This window comes from Pseudomonas japonica (assembly GCF_900188455.1).
Classification (GTDB): Bacteria; Pseudomonadota; Gammaproteobacteria; order Pseudomonadales; family Pseudomonadaceae; genus Aquipseudomonas; species Aquipseudomonas japonica.
This window is the reverse complement of sequence record NZ_FZOL01000006.1, coordinates 34491-50664: the sequence shown is the minus strand read 5'-3', so window position 1 is coordinate 50664 and position 16174 is coordinate 34491. Positions and strand designations below refer to the sequence as shown.

The 16174-nt window shown below is 63.5% G+C and carries 14 protein-coding genes; 1 reads left to right on the top strand and 13 read right to left on the bottom strand.

Annotated features, from left to right (window positions below; genetic code table 11):
• Positions 1–4: 4 nt before the first annotated feature.
• The 12 genes from CHB99_RS09440 to acs all read right to left on the bottom strand — a co-directional run bounded on the left by CHB99_RS09440 (position 5) and on the right by acs (position 13831).
• Entirely contained in the window at positions 5–295 is a 291-nt protein-coding gene (locus CHB99_RS09440; protein WP_042124493.1) for a topoisomerase II, read from the bottom strand.
• Between the two features lie 13 nt (positions 296–308).
• Positions 309–1658, bottom strand: coding sequence for an N-succinylarginine dihydrolase (gene astB / locus CHB99_RS09435; RefSeq protein ID WP_042124490.1), 1350 nt, complete (start codon positions 1656–1658; stop codon positions 309–311).
• 25 nt (positions 1659–1683) lie between these two features.
• Positions 1684–3150, bottom strand: a complete 1467-nt coding sequence (gene astD / locus CHB99_RS09430; RefSeq protein WP_170946374.1) for a succinylglutamate-semialdehyde dehydrogenase — start codon at positions 3148–3150, stop codon at positions 1684–1686.
• Positions 3147–4172, bottom strand: coding sequence for an arginine N-succinyltransferase (gene astA / locus CHB99_RS09425; RefSeq protein ID WP_042124487.1), 1026 nt, complete (start codon positions 4170–4172; stop codon positions 3147–3149). Before astA ends, astD begins: the two co-directional genes overlap by 4 nt.
• A gap of 71 nt (positions 4173–4243) precedes the next feature.
• On the bottom strand, positions 4244–5263 hold the full coding sequence (gene aruF, locus CHB99_RS09420) for an arginine/ornithine succinyltransferase subunit alpha (protein WP_042124485.1): 1020 nt from the start codon (positions 5261–5263) through the stop codon (positions 4244–4246).
• Between the two features lie 133 nt (positions 5264–5396).
• The gene (locus CHB99_RS09415) at positions 5397–6617 is read right to left on the bottom strand and encodes an aspartate aminotransferase family protein (RefSeq protein WP_042124482.1); all 1221 of its coding nucleotides are present in this window, start codon (positions 6615–6617) and stop codon (positions 5397–5399) included.
• A gap of 363 nt (positions 6618–6980) precedes the next feature.
• Positions 6981–7961, bottom strand: coding sequence for a transcriptional regulator ArgR (argR, locus tag CHB99_RS09410; RefSeq protein WP_042124480.1), 981 nt, complete (start codon positions 7959–7961; stop codon positions 6981–6983).
• A gap of 135 nt (positions 7962–8096) precedes the next feature.
• Complete coding sequence (locus CHB99_RS09405; protein ID WP_042124478.1) at positions 8097–8861, bottom strand: ABC transporter ATP-binding protein; 765 nt, start codon at positions 8859–8861, stop codon at positions 8097–8099.
• 66 nt (positions 8862–8927) lie between these two features.
• Complete coding sequence (locus CHB99_RS09400; RefSeq protein ID WP_042124476.1) at positions 8928–9626, bottom strand: ABC transporter permease; 699 nt, start codon at positions 9624–9626, stop codon at positions 8928–8930.
• Positions 9623–10312: an ABC transporter permease gene (locus CHB99_RS09395; RefSeq protein ID WP_042124474.1), complete on the bottom strand. Its 690-nt coding sequence runs from the start codon at positions 10310–10312 to the stop codon at positions 9623–9625. The genes CHB99_RS09400 and CHB99_RS09395 overlap by 4 nt, the downstream gene beginning before the upstream one ends.
• Before the next feature lie 89 nt (positions 10313–10401).
• Positions 10402–11187 carry an ABC transporter substrate-binding protein gene (locus CHB99_RS09390; RefSeq protein WP_042124471.1) on the bottom strand — a complete coding sequence of 262 codons (786 nt, stop codon included), beginning with the start codon at positions 11185–11187 and terminating at the stop codon, positions 10402–10404.
• Between the two features lie 688 nt (positions 11188–11875).
• Positions 11876–13831 (bottom strand): acetate--CoA ligase, encoded by a 1956-nt coding sequence (gene acs / locus CHB99_RS09385; protein ID WP_042124469.1) that lies wholly within the window; start codon positions 13829–13831, stop codon positions 11876–11878.
• A gap of 404 nt (positions 13832–14235) precedes the next feature.
• Between acs and CHB99_RS09380 the strand changes: the two genes are divergently transcribed.
• On the top strand, positions 14236–14496 hold the full coding sequence (locus tag CHB99_RS09380; RefSeq protein ID WP_042124467.1) for a DUF2790 domain-containing protein: 261 nt from the start codon (positions 14236–14238) through the stop codon (positions 14494–14496).
• Positions 14497–14596: 100 nt separating this feature from the next.
• Here CHB99_RS09380 and CHB99_RS09375 read toward each other — a convergent pair whose 3' ends face one another.
• Positions 14597–16156, bottom strand: a complete 1560-nt coding sequence (locus CHB99_RS09375; RefSeq protein WP_042124465.1) for a sigma-54-dependent phenylalanine hydroxylase transcriptional regulator PhhR — start codon at positions 16154–16156, stop codon at positions 14597–14599.
• Positions 16157–16174: the final 18 nt, after the last annotated feature.

The following is a 16174-nucleotide window of genomic DNA, read 5'->3' as shown; positions in this document are numbered from 1 at the left end:
TTCCTTAGTGATGATGTCCGCAATCGGGACCGTGGACGTGATCGTCATCGTCGCCGGCGTCCGCCGGCTCCATTTCCAGTTGCAGGCTGACCAGGTTGGTCGCCAGCGGGCGCAGCAGCAGGTTGGCGTATTCGGTGTCGCCTTCCTCGACGTCGACGCCGATCAGCAACTGACCGCGACCGTCCTGCTGGATCCACACTTCCTTGCCCTGCCAGATCACCGCAAAGCGGCTGCTGGACACTTCACGCTGGTTACCATCTTCGTCTTCAAGGATCAGTTGCAGGGCGTCGGACATGTTCGGGTCTCTTTCAGGGGTTGAGTTGGAACGGATAGACCGAGCCCAGCTTGAGGATCCGGGTCAGTTCATCCAGCGCCGTGCGGCACTCCACCAGCAGCTGCGGATCGGCCAGGTCGCTTTCGCTCAGGCGATCGCGGTAGTGCCGGTCGACCCACTGGGTCAGGGTGTCGTACAGCGAGGCGGTCATGATAACCCCTGGATTGACCGCCGCCAGTTCCGTTTCGTTCAGCGCCACGCGCAAGCGCAGGCAAGCCGGGCCACCGCCGTTCTGCATGCTCTGCTTGAGGTCGAACACACGCACCTCGGCAATGGTGCCGCCCTGGCTGGTCAGGCCGTTCAGGTAGGTCCAGACCCGCTCGTTGTTGCGGCATTCTTCCGGCACGATCAACAGCATGGAACCGTCGTCGCGGGACAGCAGCTGGCTGTTGAACAGGTAGGAACGCACGGCGTCCTCCACCGAAACCTGGGCCCGCGGTACGCAGACGGCCTTGAAGTTGCCGCCACGCCGGGCCAGCTTGTCCTTCAGTTCGGCCAGGACCCGTTCGGTCTCCAGGAAAGCGTCTTCGTGATAGAACAGCACCTCGCCGTTACCCACCGCGATCACATCGTTGTGGAACACGCCCTGATCGATCACCGCCGGATTCTGCTGAGCATAGACCACGCCATCGTCCGTCAGACCGTGCAGACGAGCCACGGCCTGCGAGGCTTCCAGGGTCTGCCGCGCCGGGTATTTCTGCGGCGCCGGATAACGGGTGTCGAAGGCACTGCGACCGAACACGAAGAACTCCACGCCCGGCTCGCCGTAGGCACGGCAGAAGCGCGTGTGGTTGGCCGCGCCTTCGTCGCCGAACTGCGCCACCGCCGGCAGCGCGGCGTGGTGGGCGAAGCGCTGCTGGTCGGCGAACATCGCCTGCAGCACACGGCTGGTGGTCGGGTGCTCGATGCTGCGGTGGTACTTGCAGTTGAGGTTGGCGGCGGTGAAATGCACGCGGCCGTCGGCGGTATCGGCACTCGGGCTGACCGTGGCGGCGTTGGCCACCCACATGCTCGATGCCGAGCAACTGGCGACCAGCAGCGGCATGGCGTCCTTCGCCGCACGCTGGATCACTTCGGCATCGCTGCCGCTGAAGCCCAGGCGACGCAGCGCGGCCACATCCGGACGCTCCTGCGGCGCCAGCACACCCTGCTGGAAGCCCATGTCGGCCAGGGCCTTCATCTTCGCCAGGCCCTGACGCGCCGCTTCGCGCGGGTTGGAGCCCTGCTGGCTGTTGCTCTGCGAGGCTACGTTGCCGTAGGACAGGCCACCGTAGTTGTGGGTTGGTCCGACCAGCCCGTCAAAATTCACTTCAAACGATTTCATCGGTCAAGGCTCCGTGAACCTGTTGTTATAGGGCGACGCCGGGCGTCAGCGTGGCGGGCAGGACCAGGCTCGCTGTCTCCAGCGAGGCCACCGGGTAGGCGCAGTAATCCGCCGCGTAATAGGCGCTGGCGCGGTGGTTGCCGCTGGCACCGACGCCACCGAACGGCGCGCTGCTGGCGGCGCCGGTCAGTTGCTTGTTCCAGTTGACGATACCGGCGCGGCTTTCCAGCCAGAACTGCTGGTAGCGCGCATGGGAGTCCGACAACAGGCCGGCGGCGAGGCCGTACTGGGTGTCGTTGGCTTCGGCGATGGCCGCCGGGAAATCGGCGTAGCGGATCACCTGCAGCAGCGGCCCGAAGAATTCTTCATCGGGGCGTCCGGCCACCGCGGTGACATCGAGGATGCCCGGAGTCAGCAGCGCGGCACTGGCCTGCGGCTGGGTCATCTCCAGCAGCGCGCTGGCACCGTTGGCCAGCAGATGGGCCTGGGCGTCCATCAGCGCCTTGGCGGCAGCCAGAGACACGACCGAGCCCATGAAGGGTGGTGGCTGCTGGTCGAAGGCGCCCACGGAAATGTTCTTGCTGACCTCCACCAGCCGCGCCAGCAGCGAATCGCCCCAGGCACCTTGCGGCACCAGCAGGCGCCGCGCGCAGGTGCAGCGCTGGCCGGCGGAGATGAAGGCGGACTGGATGATGGTGTAGACCGCGGCGTCGAGGTCCTTGACCTCGTCCACCACCAGCGGGTTGTTGCCACCCATTTCCAGGGCCAGGATCTTGTCCGGGCGCCCGGAGAACTGTTGATGCAGCAGGTTGCCGGTACGGCTGGAACCCGTGAAGAACAGGCCGTCGATGCCCGGGTTGGCAGCCAGGGCCACGCCGGTTTCCCGCGCGCCCTGCACCAAGTTGAGCACGCCCGCCGGCAGACCGGCGTCGATCCAGCACTTGACGGTCAGCTCGGCAACCTTGGGGGTCAGCTCGCTGGGCTTGAACACCACCGCGTTACCCGCCAGCAGTGCCGGGACGATATGGCCGTTGGGCAGGTGACCGGGGAAGTTGTACGGACCGAACACCGCCACCACACCATGGGGCTTGTGCCGCAGCACGGCGGTGGCATCGGCCAGCGGGCCGCTCTTCTCGCCGGTACGCTCGCGGTAGCTCTGTACCGAGATGGCGACCTTGTTGACCATACTGGTCACTTCGGTGGCAGCTTCCCACAGCGGCTTGCCGGTTTCCTCACCGATGCAGTGGGCCAACGCGTCGGTATTGGCCTTCAGTTGCGCGGCGAAGGCTTCCAGCACGGCGATACGCATGTCCAGCGACTGCCGCGCCCAACCCGGAAATGCCTGGCGTGCGGCGGCGACGGCCTGCTCGACCTGTACCGTGTTGGCACCACGGCCTTCCCAGATCACCGCTTGGGTCACCGGATTCAGGGATTGCAGGGCATCACCCTGGCCGGCCAGCCATTGGCCTGCGATGTAGTGAGTGGTCATTATTTGGCCTCCCGGGCAGCGGACAGCGGAACGGCGCGCACCTGGTCGCCGGCGCTCAGGCGCAGGCGCTTGGCGGTCTGCGGATCGACCACCAGGGTGCCGGCCGCCAGGCGTGCCGGCGCCGCGGCGATGCGGCAGTCTTCGCGCTTGCGGTTGTGAATGATGTAGGCCGGGGCGTCATCGCCCGGCGTGCCGACGGCCAGGACCAGGTTCTGGCTGTCCTGTACCGCGCGAATCTTGCGGGTTTCGCATTCGATGGCCGGACCCGCGTCGAAGATGTCGACGTAGCCCTGGTAGCTGAAGCCCTCGCTCTTGAGCATCGCCAGCGCCGGTTCGGTGTCGTTGTGGACACGCCCGATGACGTTGCGCGCCGCTTCCGAGAGGAAGCAGGTGTACAGCGGGAACTTCGGCATCAGCTCGGCGATGAAGGCCTTGTTGCCGACGCCGGTGAGGTAGTCGGCCTGGCTGAACTCCATCTTGAAGAAGTGCCGGCCCAGGCTTTCCCAGAACGGCGAACGGCCCTGCTCGTCGGACATGCCGCGCATCTCGGCGATGATCTTGTTGCCGAACAGGTCGGGGAACTCGGCGATGAACAGCATCCGCGCCTTGGACAACAGGCGGCCGTTGAGACCGGTGCGGCTGTCGGCCCGCAGGAACAGCGAGCACAGCTCGGAGTTGCCGGTCAGGTCGTTGGCCAGGAACAGGGTCGGGATTTCCCGGTAGATCTTCAGTTCCTGGGAGGCACTGACGGTCAGGCCTACACGGTAGTTGTACCAGGGCTCGCGCAGGCCGACGGCGCCGGCGATGGCGGAAATGCCGACGACCACACCGTCGTCGTTCTCCAGCACGAACAGGTAGTCCGCGTCGCCGCGCTCGGCTTCGCCGCGAAAGGTCTTCTCGGCCCAGCCGACCCGGTGGGCCAGGCGTTCCTCGTTGGCCGGCAAGGTGGTCAGGCCGGTGCCGGTGCTGCGCGCCAGCTCGATCAGCGCTGGAAGGTCGCTGCTGCGTACGGGACGAACAATCATGCTATCTCCTCGGGCGGATGCCTGACGGCATCCGCAAAAATCGGCCGAACTCTTGTTATCAAGCCGCAGTATCAAACCGCGACCAGGCGCACGCTGGCGCCTTCGCCAACGCCCAGCGCCTCGACGGCTTCCTGGCTCAGGTGAACGGGCTTGCCCGGCACCCAGTCCAGTTCCAGAAGTACCGCGCGGTAATCCTGCAACTGGCCGTTGGACACCAGGTACTGACGGCCGCCCTTGCTCGGTTGCTCCTGCAGCCTGACCGGTACGACCCGGCTCTGGGCGATCGAACGGATGCCGGAAACCCGCGCATGCAGGGTCGGGCCGCCGTCGAAAATATCGATGTAGTGATCGGTCTCGAAGCCTTCGCGCATGAGGATGTCGAAGGTGATCTGCGCTCGCGGATGCACCTGGCCCATGGCTTCCTGCGCGGCGTCCGGCAGCAGCGGCACGTAGATCGGGTAGTGCGGCATCAGCTCGGCGAGGAAGGTACGGCTCTTCAGGCCGCACAGGCGTTCCGCCTCGGCGTAGTTGAGATCGAAGAAGTTGCGCCCGATGGCGTCCCAGAACGGCGAATCGCCGCTCTCGTCGCTGTAGCCGACGATCTCGGTGACCACCGACTCGGCGAAACGCTCGGGGTGGGCGGCCATGAACAGCAGGCGGCCGCGGGAGTTCAACTCGGCCCAGCCGCTGTTCACCAGCTCCGGCAGCACATAGAAACTGGTCAGCAGGCTGTTGCCGGTGAGGTCATGGCACTGCGAGAGCACATGGATCTTGTTGTGGATCTTCAGCTCGCGGGACGCATGCACGAAGGTTTCGTTGCGGAAGCTGTAGAACGGCTCGGAATAGCCGGCGGAAGCGACGATGGCCGAACAACCGACCAGCTTGCCGGTGCTCAGGTCTTCGAGCACGAAGAAATAGCTCTCCTCGCCGTTGAAACTGACTTCGGCGGCGAACGAAGTTTCCGAGGCGGCGATCTTGTCGCTCAGGCGACCGGCATCATCCGGCAGGGACGTGACACCAATGGGACTGTCCGCAGCCAGACGCTGTACTTCATCCAGGTCAGCCATTTGCGCGGGGCGCATCACCAGCATGGTGTCACTCCTTTCGGGTCTACGGGCCGACATCCGTCGGCGCAAAAAAAGCGGCGTGTGCGCAACGGGCACAGGCCACGGGAAATCGGTTCGCTGGCCGGAGGCCGGCCAGCGACGGTCCTGCGGGGGCGGATCAGGCCTGGGTCAGCTTGGCGGCGGCGCGCTCGAAGCGGTCCAGACCTTCGTCGATGTCGGCATCCTCGACCACCAGGCTCGGGGCGAAACGCACCACATCCGGGCCGGCCTGGAGGACCATCAGGCCTTCCTGCTCGGCGGCGTTGAACACGTCCTTGGCCTTGCCTTTCCACTGTTCGGTCAGCACGCAACCGATCAGCAGGCCCATGCCGCGAACCTGGCTGAACAGGTCGTACTTCTTGCCGATCTGTTCCAGCCGCGCCTTGAAGCGCTCGTGCTTGGCCTTGACGCCGGCCAGCACTTCAGGAGTGTTGACGATGTCCAGCACGGCGTTGGCGACGGCGCAGGCCAGCGGGTTGCCGCCGTAGGTGGTGCCGTGGGTGCCGACGGCCAGGTGCTTGGCCAGGTCGCTGGTGGTGAGGATCGCGCCGATCGGGAAACCGCCGCCCAGGCTCTTGGCGCTGGAGAGGATGTCCGGGGTCACGCCGTAGTGCTGGTAGGCATAGAGGTGGCCGGTACGGCCGACGCCGGTCTGCACTTCGTCGAAGATCAGCAGCGCGTTGTGCTGGTCGCACAGGGCGCGGGCGCCTTCCAGGTAGGCCTTGTCGGCCGGGACCACACCGCTCTCGCCCTGGATCGGCTCGATCACCACGGCGCAGGTCTTGTCGGAGATCTGTGCTTTCAGCGCTTCCAGGTCGTTGTACGGCACATGGCTGATACCGGTGATCTTCGGCCCGAAGCCATCGGAGTACTTCGGCTGGCCGCCGACGCTCACGGTGAACAGGGTACGACCGTGGAAGCTGTTGACGGTGGCGATGATCTCGTTCTTCTCCGGACCGAAGCGGTCGTGAGCAACGCGACGGGCCAGCTTGAACGCAGCCTCGTTGGCCTCGGCGCCGGAGTTGCAGAAGAACGCACGGTCGGCGAAGGTCGCGTCGACCAGCTTGCGGGCCAGTTGCAGCGCCGGCTCGTTGGTGAAGACGTTGGACACATGCCACAGCTTGTTGGCCTGCTCGGTCAGCGCGCTGACCAGTGCCGGGTGGGCATGCCCCAGGACGTTAACGGCGATGCCGCCGGCGAAATCGATCAGCTCGCGGCCCGACTGGTCCCAGACTCGGGATCCGGCGCCACGCACGGGAATGAAGGCGGCTGGCGCATAGTTGGGAACCATTACCTGGTCGAAATCGGCGCGTTGCACCGGAGCTTGCTCAACGGACATCGGAGTCTCCTGAAGAGGAACGCCTGCCTGGAACTGGCGAGCGATGGGGGGATTGTAAGGAGAGATGAACGCCTGGCCTTGCCGCCAAGCGACAACTTCTTATAGCGCCAAACCCTGTTTTGCCAAGGCTTTCGGCAATGCGACAAATAGGGTCGCAAAGGCGCAGTTTAAACGGAGCGAGGGGTTGGCGGGGAGAATCTAAGGGTTTGGGAAGGAAGGAAATTCGCACTGCCTGACCGCCGGGTCACCAGCCATGAAAACTCTGTAGGTGCTGGCTTGTCGTGCGACGAAACTGAGGCCTGGGACCGCTGCGCGGTCCTTCGCGGGCAAGCCTCGCTCCTACGAGGAGGCCGCGCCGCAAGATCAGCCGCGCTCGGCGGGCACGGAAGACAATTCGAACGGCGAGCTGCTGCGCCGCTGGTTGCGATCTTCCCGCGGCGTCGCGCCGAAGAAGTTGCGGTAGGCACTGGAGAAATGCGGGCCGGAAGAGAAGCCGCAGGACAGCCCGATCTGGATGATCGACTTGCTGGTCTGCATCAGCATCTGCCGCGCCTTGTTCAGGCGCAGCTCCAGGTAGTACTGGCTCGGCACCCGGTTCAGGTACTGCTTGAAGATCCGCTCCAGCTGCCGGCGCGAGACACAGACATGCTGGGCGATCTCGTCGGTGGTCAGCGGCTCTTCGATATTGGCTTCCATCAGCAGCACGGCCTGGGTCAGCTTCGGATGACTGGAGCCAAGGCGATTCTGCAGCGGAATGCGCTGGCGCTCGCCGCCCTCGCGGATGCGTTCGACCACCAACTCCTCGGACACCGCCCCCGCCAGCTCGGCACCGTGGTCCCGCGCCAGTACCGCCAACAGCAGGTCGACCACCGACATGCCGCCGCAGGCGGTCAGGCGATCGCGGTCCCAGTCGAACAGATGGCTGGTGGCGATGACCTTGGGGAAGCGCTCGGCGAAATCATCCTGCCAGCGCCAGTGCACCGCGGCCCGGTAGCCGTCCAGCAGTCCCAGTTGCGCCAGCGGATAAACCCCCGCCGACAACCCGCCAACCACGCAACCGGAACGCACCAGTTGCTTGAGCGCCGCGCCCAGCGCCGCGCCGACCGCCAGCGGCGGCTCATCGGCGAGCAGGAACAGCTTCTGGCAATTTTCCAGACGCCCTGTCCACGGCTCGCCCGGCAAGCGCCAGTCACCCTCGACCGGCGCCTCGGCCTGGAGGAATACCAGCTCATAGGCCACTTCCGGGTGGACCTTCTGCGCTACCCGCAATACCTCTTCCGCAAGCGCCAGGGTCAGAGCCTTGGTGCTGGGCCAGATGAGAAAACCGATTCGCTGGGTGGTCATGGGGTGTAGTCCGAAACCTGAAGTGAGTCTGCTGCCCGTCAGGGTAGACGAGCCGAGTGATGCGTGGTGCACGCTGCGCGGGCGGCGCAGCATGACCTATTTTGGTGCAAAGCGGCAGCCTTGAAGCATGCCGACTTATTTCAGGCTGCCGGAGAGGAACTGCTGCAGACGCTCCGACTGCGGATTGACCAGCACTTCGCGCGGGTTGCCAGCCTCTTCCACCAGCCCCTTGTGGAGGAACACCAGCTGGTTGGAAACCTCGCGGGCGAAGCCCATCTCGTGGGTCACCACCACCATGGTGCGGCCTTCCTGGGCCAGCGACTGCATGACCTTGAGCACGTCACCCACCAGTTCCGGGTCCAGAGCCGAGGTCGGCTCGTCGAACAGCATCACTTCCGGCTCCATCGCCAGCGCCCGGGCGATCGCCACGCGCTGCTGCTCGCCACCGGACATGTGCCCCGGGTAAGCGTCCTTGCGGTGCGCGACGCCGACCTTGGCCAGGTAGTGCTCGGCCTTTTCCAGGGCTTCCTTCTTGCTCACCCCGAGCACATGCACCGGGGCCTCGATGATGTTTTCCAGGGCGGTCATGTGCGACCACAGATTGAAGTGCTGGAACACCATCGACAGGCGCGAGCGCATGCGCTGCAACTGCTTGGGATCGGCGGCCTTGAGCGCGCCGTCCTTGTTCGGCACCAGCTTGAGCTCTTCGTTGTTCAGCAGGATCTTGCCGGCGTGCGGCTGCTCCAGCAGGTTGATGCAGCGCAGGAAAGTACTTTTGCCCGAACCGCTGGAGCCGATGATGCTGATCACGTCGCCGGCCTTGGCGGCCAGGGAGACGCCCTTGAGCACTTCATGGCTGCCGTAGCGTTTATGCAGATCCTGGATTTCGAGTTTGTACATGCTGTCGGTTCTCACATAGCGTTCGGTCGCGGGCACAGGCCCAGGGCGATAAATTGGCCGCGGGCATCAGCCCTTGCGCGGCGCCAGGTAGCCGAGCCAGCGGCGTTCGGCAAGCTTGAACAGGCGGACCAGGATGAAGGTCATGCACAGGTAGAACACGCCGGCGGTGATGTAGGCCTCGAACGGCAGGTAGTACTGGGCGTTGACGGTTCGCGCGGCACCGGTGATGTCGATCAGGGTCACGATGGACGCCAGGCTGGTGGTCTGCAGCATCATGATCACTTCGTTGCTGTACTGCGGCAGGGCGCGACGCAGGGCCGACGGCAACAGAATGCGGCGGTACATCTTGTAGCGCGACATGCCCACCGCCTTGGCCGCCTCGATCTCGCCATGGGGCGTGGCCTTGAGGCTGCCGGCGATGATTTCCGCGGTGTAGGCACTGGTATTGATGGCAAACGCCATGCAGGCACAGAAGGTCGCGCTGGACAGCCACGGCCAGAGGAAGCTGTCGCGCACCACCTGGAACTGGGCCAGACCGTAGTAGATCAGGAACAGCTGGACCAGCATCGGCGTACCGCGGATCACGTAGGTGTAGAGCCAGGCGACGAAGTTCACCAGCGGCTGTTTCGAGACCCGCATCAGACCCAGCGGGATCGCGCTCAGCAGGCCGAAGAACAGGGAGATCGCCAGCAGTTTGAGCGTGGTCAGCAGGCCGCCGACGTACAGCGGCAGCGCCTCCCAGATGACGTTGTAGTCGAAGATCATAGTTCAGCCGCCTTTACGCCTACCGAGTAGCGTTTTTCCAGGTAACGCAGGGCCAGCAGCGAGACACTGGTGATCACCAGGTACAGTGCGGCCACCGCCAGGAAGAAGGTGAAAGGCTCGCGGGTGGCGTCGGCCGCCTGCTTGGCCTTGAACATCATGTCCTGCAGGCCCACCACCGAAATCAGCGCGGTCGCCTTGGTCAGTACCAGCCAGTTGTTGGTGAAACCGGGAATCGCCAGGCGGATCATCTGCGGCACCAGCACCCGGAAGAAGATCTGCAGGTTGCTCATGCCGTAGGCCATCCCGGCCTCGGCCTGGCCTTTCGGGATCGCCATGAAGGCGCCACGGAAGGTTTCCGACAGGTAGGCACCGAAGATGAAGCCCAGGGTGCCGATACCCGCGACCAGCGGATTGAGGTCGATGTAATCGTCGTAGCCCAGCAGCGGCGCGACGCGGTTGAGGATGTCCTGGCCGCCGTAGAAGATCAGCAGGATCAGTACCAGATCGGGAATGCCGCGGATCACCGTGGCATACAGATCGCCCAGCCATGCCAGCCAGCGCACCGGCGACAGGCGCAGGGCCACACCGATCAGGCCGAGCACGATGGCCAGGGCCATGGACGACAAGGCGAGCTGTAGCGTCAGCCACGCTCCATCGAGGATGACTGCCCCGTAGCCTTTCAACATGATGAGGTCCTCGACCTTAGGGATGAAAAAATGGTGCAAGCCTCAGCGCTTCTGCTGCTTGCACCATTGAGCAGGTGACACGGCGTCGGTCAGTTGCTTTCCGGGCCGTAGATATCGAAGTTGAAGTACTTGTCCTGGATTGCCTTGTACTTGCCGTTGGCGCGGATCGCGGCGATCGCGGCGTTGATGCGCTCCAGGTTGGCGGTGTCGCCCTTGCGCACGGCGATGCCGATACCGTCACCGAAGTATTTCGCATCGGTGAACGCAGGACCGACGAAAGCGTAGCCCTTGCCGGCATCGGTCTTCAGGAAACCGTCTTCCAGCAGGGTGGCATCCGCCACGGAGCCGTCCAGACGACCGGCGGTGATGTCCAGGTAGATTTCGTTCTGGGTGCCGTAAGGAACGATGACCGCGCCTTTCGGAGCCAGGACTTCCTTGGCGAAACGGTCGTGGATCGAACCGCGCTGGACGCCGATCTTCTTGCCTTGCAGTTCGGCCAGGCTGTCGCTGACGGTGGCGCCTTCCTTCATCACCAGGCGAGCCGGGGTCAGGTAGTAGCGCTTGGTGAAGTCGACGGACTTCTTGCGGTCCTCGGTGATCGACATGGACGACAGGATCGCGTCGATCTTGCGTACCTTCAGTGCCGGGATCAGGCCATCGAACTCCTGCTCGACCCACTGGCACTTGACCTTCATCTCTTCGCACAGGGCGTTGCCGATGTCGTAGTCGAAACCGACGATGCTGCCGTCCGGTGCTTTCGAAGCGAAAGGTGGGTAGGCGGCCTCGATACCGATTTTCAGCGGTTTCTCGTCAGCCAGCGATACCAGGGAAAACACGGATAGCGCGAGGGCGCCAAGCAGTGCGAGTTTCTTCATCTGGGAACTCCATTGGTGAAGGGCGATACCAGGCAGTTCGACTGCCCGCTATGCAAATGGGTACAACGCAGAGCCGCGCAGGGCCGGACCACCGGTCAGGTGCCACGAGCGAGTGATTGGCATTTTAACGACAGCTCGGAAGCCGATATTTCTTCAATGCGACAAGTAGTTACAGAAGCGCAGGAAGAGCGGCCGAGCGATATTGACAGGTATGGGGAAATATGCAAAAGCGAAAAACAAATAACCTGTAACCAAAGCAATAACCGGGCCCATTATTGGCAAAGCCTTGTAATCCGGCAAGCCCAGCCATTCGAGTGTCGGAAAACCTGAACGTACACGCACCAGAATAGAACATCACCGTTTCCATAGACCCCGTTTTCGTACGAACTCGGTGACAGGACGGTTACCGATGAAAGTCGAAGTAACAAAAAACCCAAGGCCCCGTAGGCAGATTGCCTACGGGGCCTTGGGTTTTTTACTCACAGGCAGGACGCGGACCCTGTAGGAGCTGGCTTGTCGTGTGACGAACCACTGCGAAGGACTGCGCAGCAGTCCCGGTTCCCGATCTCCAGCCAGGCCAATAGGGTCTCTACCTGGCTCTGGATCAGGAACCGGGACCGCTTTGCGGTCCTTCGCAGTGGTTCGTCACACGACAAGCCAGCTCCTACAACGGGAATGCGTCAAGTCTTCAAGCCACGCTCATGGTCTTGTGCGTCTCGACCAGGTGCGCGACCACGCTTGGATCAGCCAGGGTCGAGATATCACCCAGAGCGTCGTACTCGGCCGTGGCGATCTTGCGCAGGATGCGGCGCATGATCTTGCCCGAACGGGTCTTCGGCAGGCCCGGGGCCCACTGGATGACATCCGGCGAGGCGATCGGACCGATCTCCTTGCGCACCCAGTTCTTCAGCTCCAGACGCAGCGCCTCGCTCGGCTCCTCGCCGCCGTTGAGGGTGACGTAGACGTAGATGCCCTGCCCCTTGATGTCGTGCGGCACACCGACCACCGCCGCCTCGGCGACTTTCGGGTGGGCCACCATGGCGCTCTCGATCTCGGCGGTCCCCATGCGGTGGCCGGAGACGTTGAGCACGTCGTCGACGCGACCGGTGATCCAGTAGTAGCCATCCTCGTCGCGACGGGCACCGTCACCGGTGAAGTACATGCCGCGGAACGTCTTGAAGTAGGTGTCGACGAAGCGGTCGTGGTCGCCGTACAGCGAACGCGCCTGACCCGGCCAGGAATCGAGGATCACCAGGTTGCCCTCGGCGGCGCCTTCGATCAGGTTGCCCAGGTTGTCCACCAGCGCCGGCACCACACCGAAGAACGGACGGGTCGCGGAACCCGGCTTCAGCGCGGTGGCGCCTGGCAGTGGGCTGATCAGCACGCCACCGGTTTCGGTCTGCCACCAGGTGTCGACGATCGGGCAGCGCTCCTTGCCGACGGTCTGGTAGTACCAGTTCCAGGCTTCCGGGTTGATCGGCTCGCCCACCGAGCCCAGCAGGCGCAGGCTGGAGCCATCGGCACCGGCCACCGCGGCCTGACCTTCGGCCATCATGGCGCGGATCGCGGTAGGCGCGGTGTAGAGGATGTTGACCTTGTGCTTGTCGACGATCTTCGACACCCGGGTGATGTCCGGATAGTTCGGCACGCCTTCGAACAGCAGGGTGGTGGCGCCGTTGGCCAGCGGACCGTAGACGATGTAGCTGTGGCCGGTGACCCAGCCGACGTCGGCGGTGCACCAGTAGACTTCGCCCGGACGGTAGTCGAACACCCGCTCATGGGTCATGGCGGCGTAGACCAGGTAGCCGCCGGTGGTGTGCAGCACACCCTTCGGCTTGCCGGTGGAACCGGAGGTGTAGAGGATGAACAGCGCTTCCTCGGCCCCCATTTCCTTCGGCGCGCAGACGCTGCCGGCGACTTTCATCAGGTCTTCGTACCAGATGTCGCGATGCGGGTTCCACTTGATGTCGGAACCGGTGCGCTTGCACACGATGACCTTCTGGATGCTGTTGGTTTCCGGGTTGGTCAAGGCGTCGTCGACGTTGGCCTTCAGCGGGGTACGACGGCCGCCACGCAGACCCTCGTCGGCGGTGATCACCACCTTGGATTTGCAGTCGATGATCCGCCCGGCCAGGGCCTCCGGAGAGAAGCCGCCGAAGACCACGGAGTGGATCGCACCGATACGGGCACAGGCCAGCATGGCGACCACGGCCTCGGGGATCATCGGCATGTAGATGGTCACCACGTCGCCACGGTGCACGTCCTGGCCACGCAGGGCGTTGGCGAACTTGCAGACCTGCTCGTGCAGTTCGCGGTAGGTGATGTTGCGGTGCTCGGAAGGATCGTCGCCTTCCCAGATGATTGCGACCTGGTCGCCGCGCTCTGCCAGATGACGGTCAAGGCAGTTGTAGGACACGTTCAGGGTGCCATCAGCAAACCACTTGATGTCGACGTGGTGGTCGTCGAACGAGGTCTGCTTGACCTTGGTGAAAGGCTTGATCCAGTCGAGGCGCTGAGCCTGCTCACGCCAGAAGCCGTCCGGGTTGATCACCGACTTCTGATACATCGCCTTGTAGGTGGCCTCATCGGTCAGGGTATTCGCCGCAACCTCGGGACGAACAGGGTACAGGGAAGCCGCACTCATCTTTTTTACCTCGGTGTAATAGTTGTTTTTGTATGACCTCGTTTTAACTGTACCAGAGCCGTCCGGGCCATTCGACGTTGGTAGTAACGCCACGGTCTTTTCGCCTCACCCCCTGCTGCAGCCGCTCTAGAACGGCAGTCCCGGAACTAATCCGGGGCGCCGGGATTTTTTCTCGCGGTGATTGTTACGGATTCCGCCAACAGTGTTTATCAAAACATCGACTGTTTCAGTCCGAGGTCACCCCCTAGAATTCACCTGGCCAGCAACGGCAACGAGATTAACTTCAGGTAACAGCCCCCACGAAGGCGCGTTAATCCCGAGATAACTTTCCGCTTCTACTTTGCTGCACCGTAGCGCCACAAGCGCTACGCCCCCTTATTCGACCTTGAACAGGTGATCTTAAGATGAAAGCTTTACTGGTTTTGGTACTCGGTAGTGTTTGCGGCGTGGCCATGGCCGATGACCTCGCAAATAATGGCGCCGAGCAGATTCCGGTTGAACAGTACAGTTATTCGCAACACCTGGATATCGCCAAAGTCATTTCCATGAGCGAGATCCCGAATGTCTGCGAAGTGGTTCCGGCCCGCATGACGTATGAGGATTCCCAAGGCCAGAAGCATATCCTCGAATACCGTGTGATGGGTAACGGCTGCTCCAACGGCTAACTTGCTTCCCGTGGCTGTCGCGCCTCTTCGATTTTTCCAGAGGCGCCACGCCCTAATAATATTTCCTTAATAAACCCGCCGCACCGCGCAACTTCCCAACTTATTCCAGCGGCTTGCCAATTGCGTAATCACGCAACTTGTTGGCGATGGTCGTATGCGATACTCCCAGTCTTTTCCCCAATGCCCGACTGGTTGGAAACTCGCTCTGCAAAGATTCCAGCACCGCCTTTTCGAATCGCCCGACAATCTGCGCCAGATCGCCTTCCAGGGAAAACTCTCCGAGCGGTTGTCGCGCGCCGTAGTCCGGCAAACGGATATGTTCCGGCTTGACCACCCCGCCCTCGCACAACGACACCGCCTGGAACAGCACGTTTTCCAGTTGCCGCACGTTGCCCGGCCAGTGGTACTGGCTCAAACGCTCCAGCGCCGTCGGCGCCAGGCGTGGCAGCGGGCAGCCGATCTGGCGACTGGCCTGATCGAGGAAATGCTCGACCAGCGGCGGCAAACCGTCGAGGCATTCGCGCAGCGGCGGGATATGCAGCGACAGCACGTTGAGCCGGTGGTACAGGTCCTGGCGGAATTCGCCACGGGCGCAGAGCTCGGACAGATCGACCTGGGTCGCGCAGATCACCCGCACATCCAGGTACACCTCCTCGTCGCTGCCGACCCGCCGGAAGCAGCCATCCTGAAGAAAACGCAGGAGCTTGACCTGCAGGCGCGGGCTCATCTCGTCGACGCCATCGAGGAACAACGTGCCTCCGGCGGTCAGTTCCAGCAGCCCCAGCTTGCCCTCGGCCCGGGCGCCTTCGAAGGCACCGGGGCCGTAGCCGAACAGCTCGGTCTCGGCCATGGATTCCGGCAGACCGGCGCAGTTCAGCGCCATCAGCGGCGCCTGGCCGCGCGGACTGGCCAGGTGACAGGCGCGGGCCAGCAATTCCTTGCCGGTGCCGGTCTCGCCTTCGATCAGCAGCGGCGCATCCAGTGGCGCCATGCGCCGCGCCTCGCGGACCACCGCGGCCATCACCCGCGAACTCTGGAAGATGCTGTCGAAGCCGCGCAATTCCTGCTTGCGCACGTTGTAGATGCGCTCGCCGATGCGGTCGGCGCGATGCAGGGTCAGCACGGCGCCGGCCAGGGCCTCGCTGTCGTCGTGCTCGGATTGCAGCGGGGCGATATCGGCGAGGAACACGTCGTTCTTGATCTTGACCCGCAGGCCATTGATCCGCGCCTTGTTGGCGCGCACCAGTTCCGGCAGGTCGAAATCCTCGGCGTAGCGCGACAGCGGCATGCCCGGCACCTCGTCCACGCGCACGCCAAGCAACTGCGCCGCGGCGCGGTTGGCGGCGACGATGGAACCGCCCATGTCGATCGACAGCACCGGAAACTCCAGGGCACCGAGCAGCGCGTTCAGCTCCATGTGCCGGCGCTCGCTGGGCATCAGGCCGACCCGCTTGACCCCGAACACCCCGGTGATCGCCTCGAACTTCGGACGCAGCGCCTGGAACTGCAGGTTGATCAGGTTCGGACAGTGCAGATAGATGGCATTGCCATGCTCGCCGCCCACCTCGCCCCGGGCGACGTTGATGCCGTACTCCACCAGCAGGTTGAGGATGTCCCGGAGGATGCCGATGCGGTTCTGGCAATGCACTTTGATACGCATGAAATGTCCTACATACAG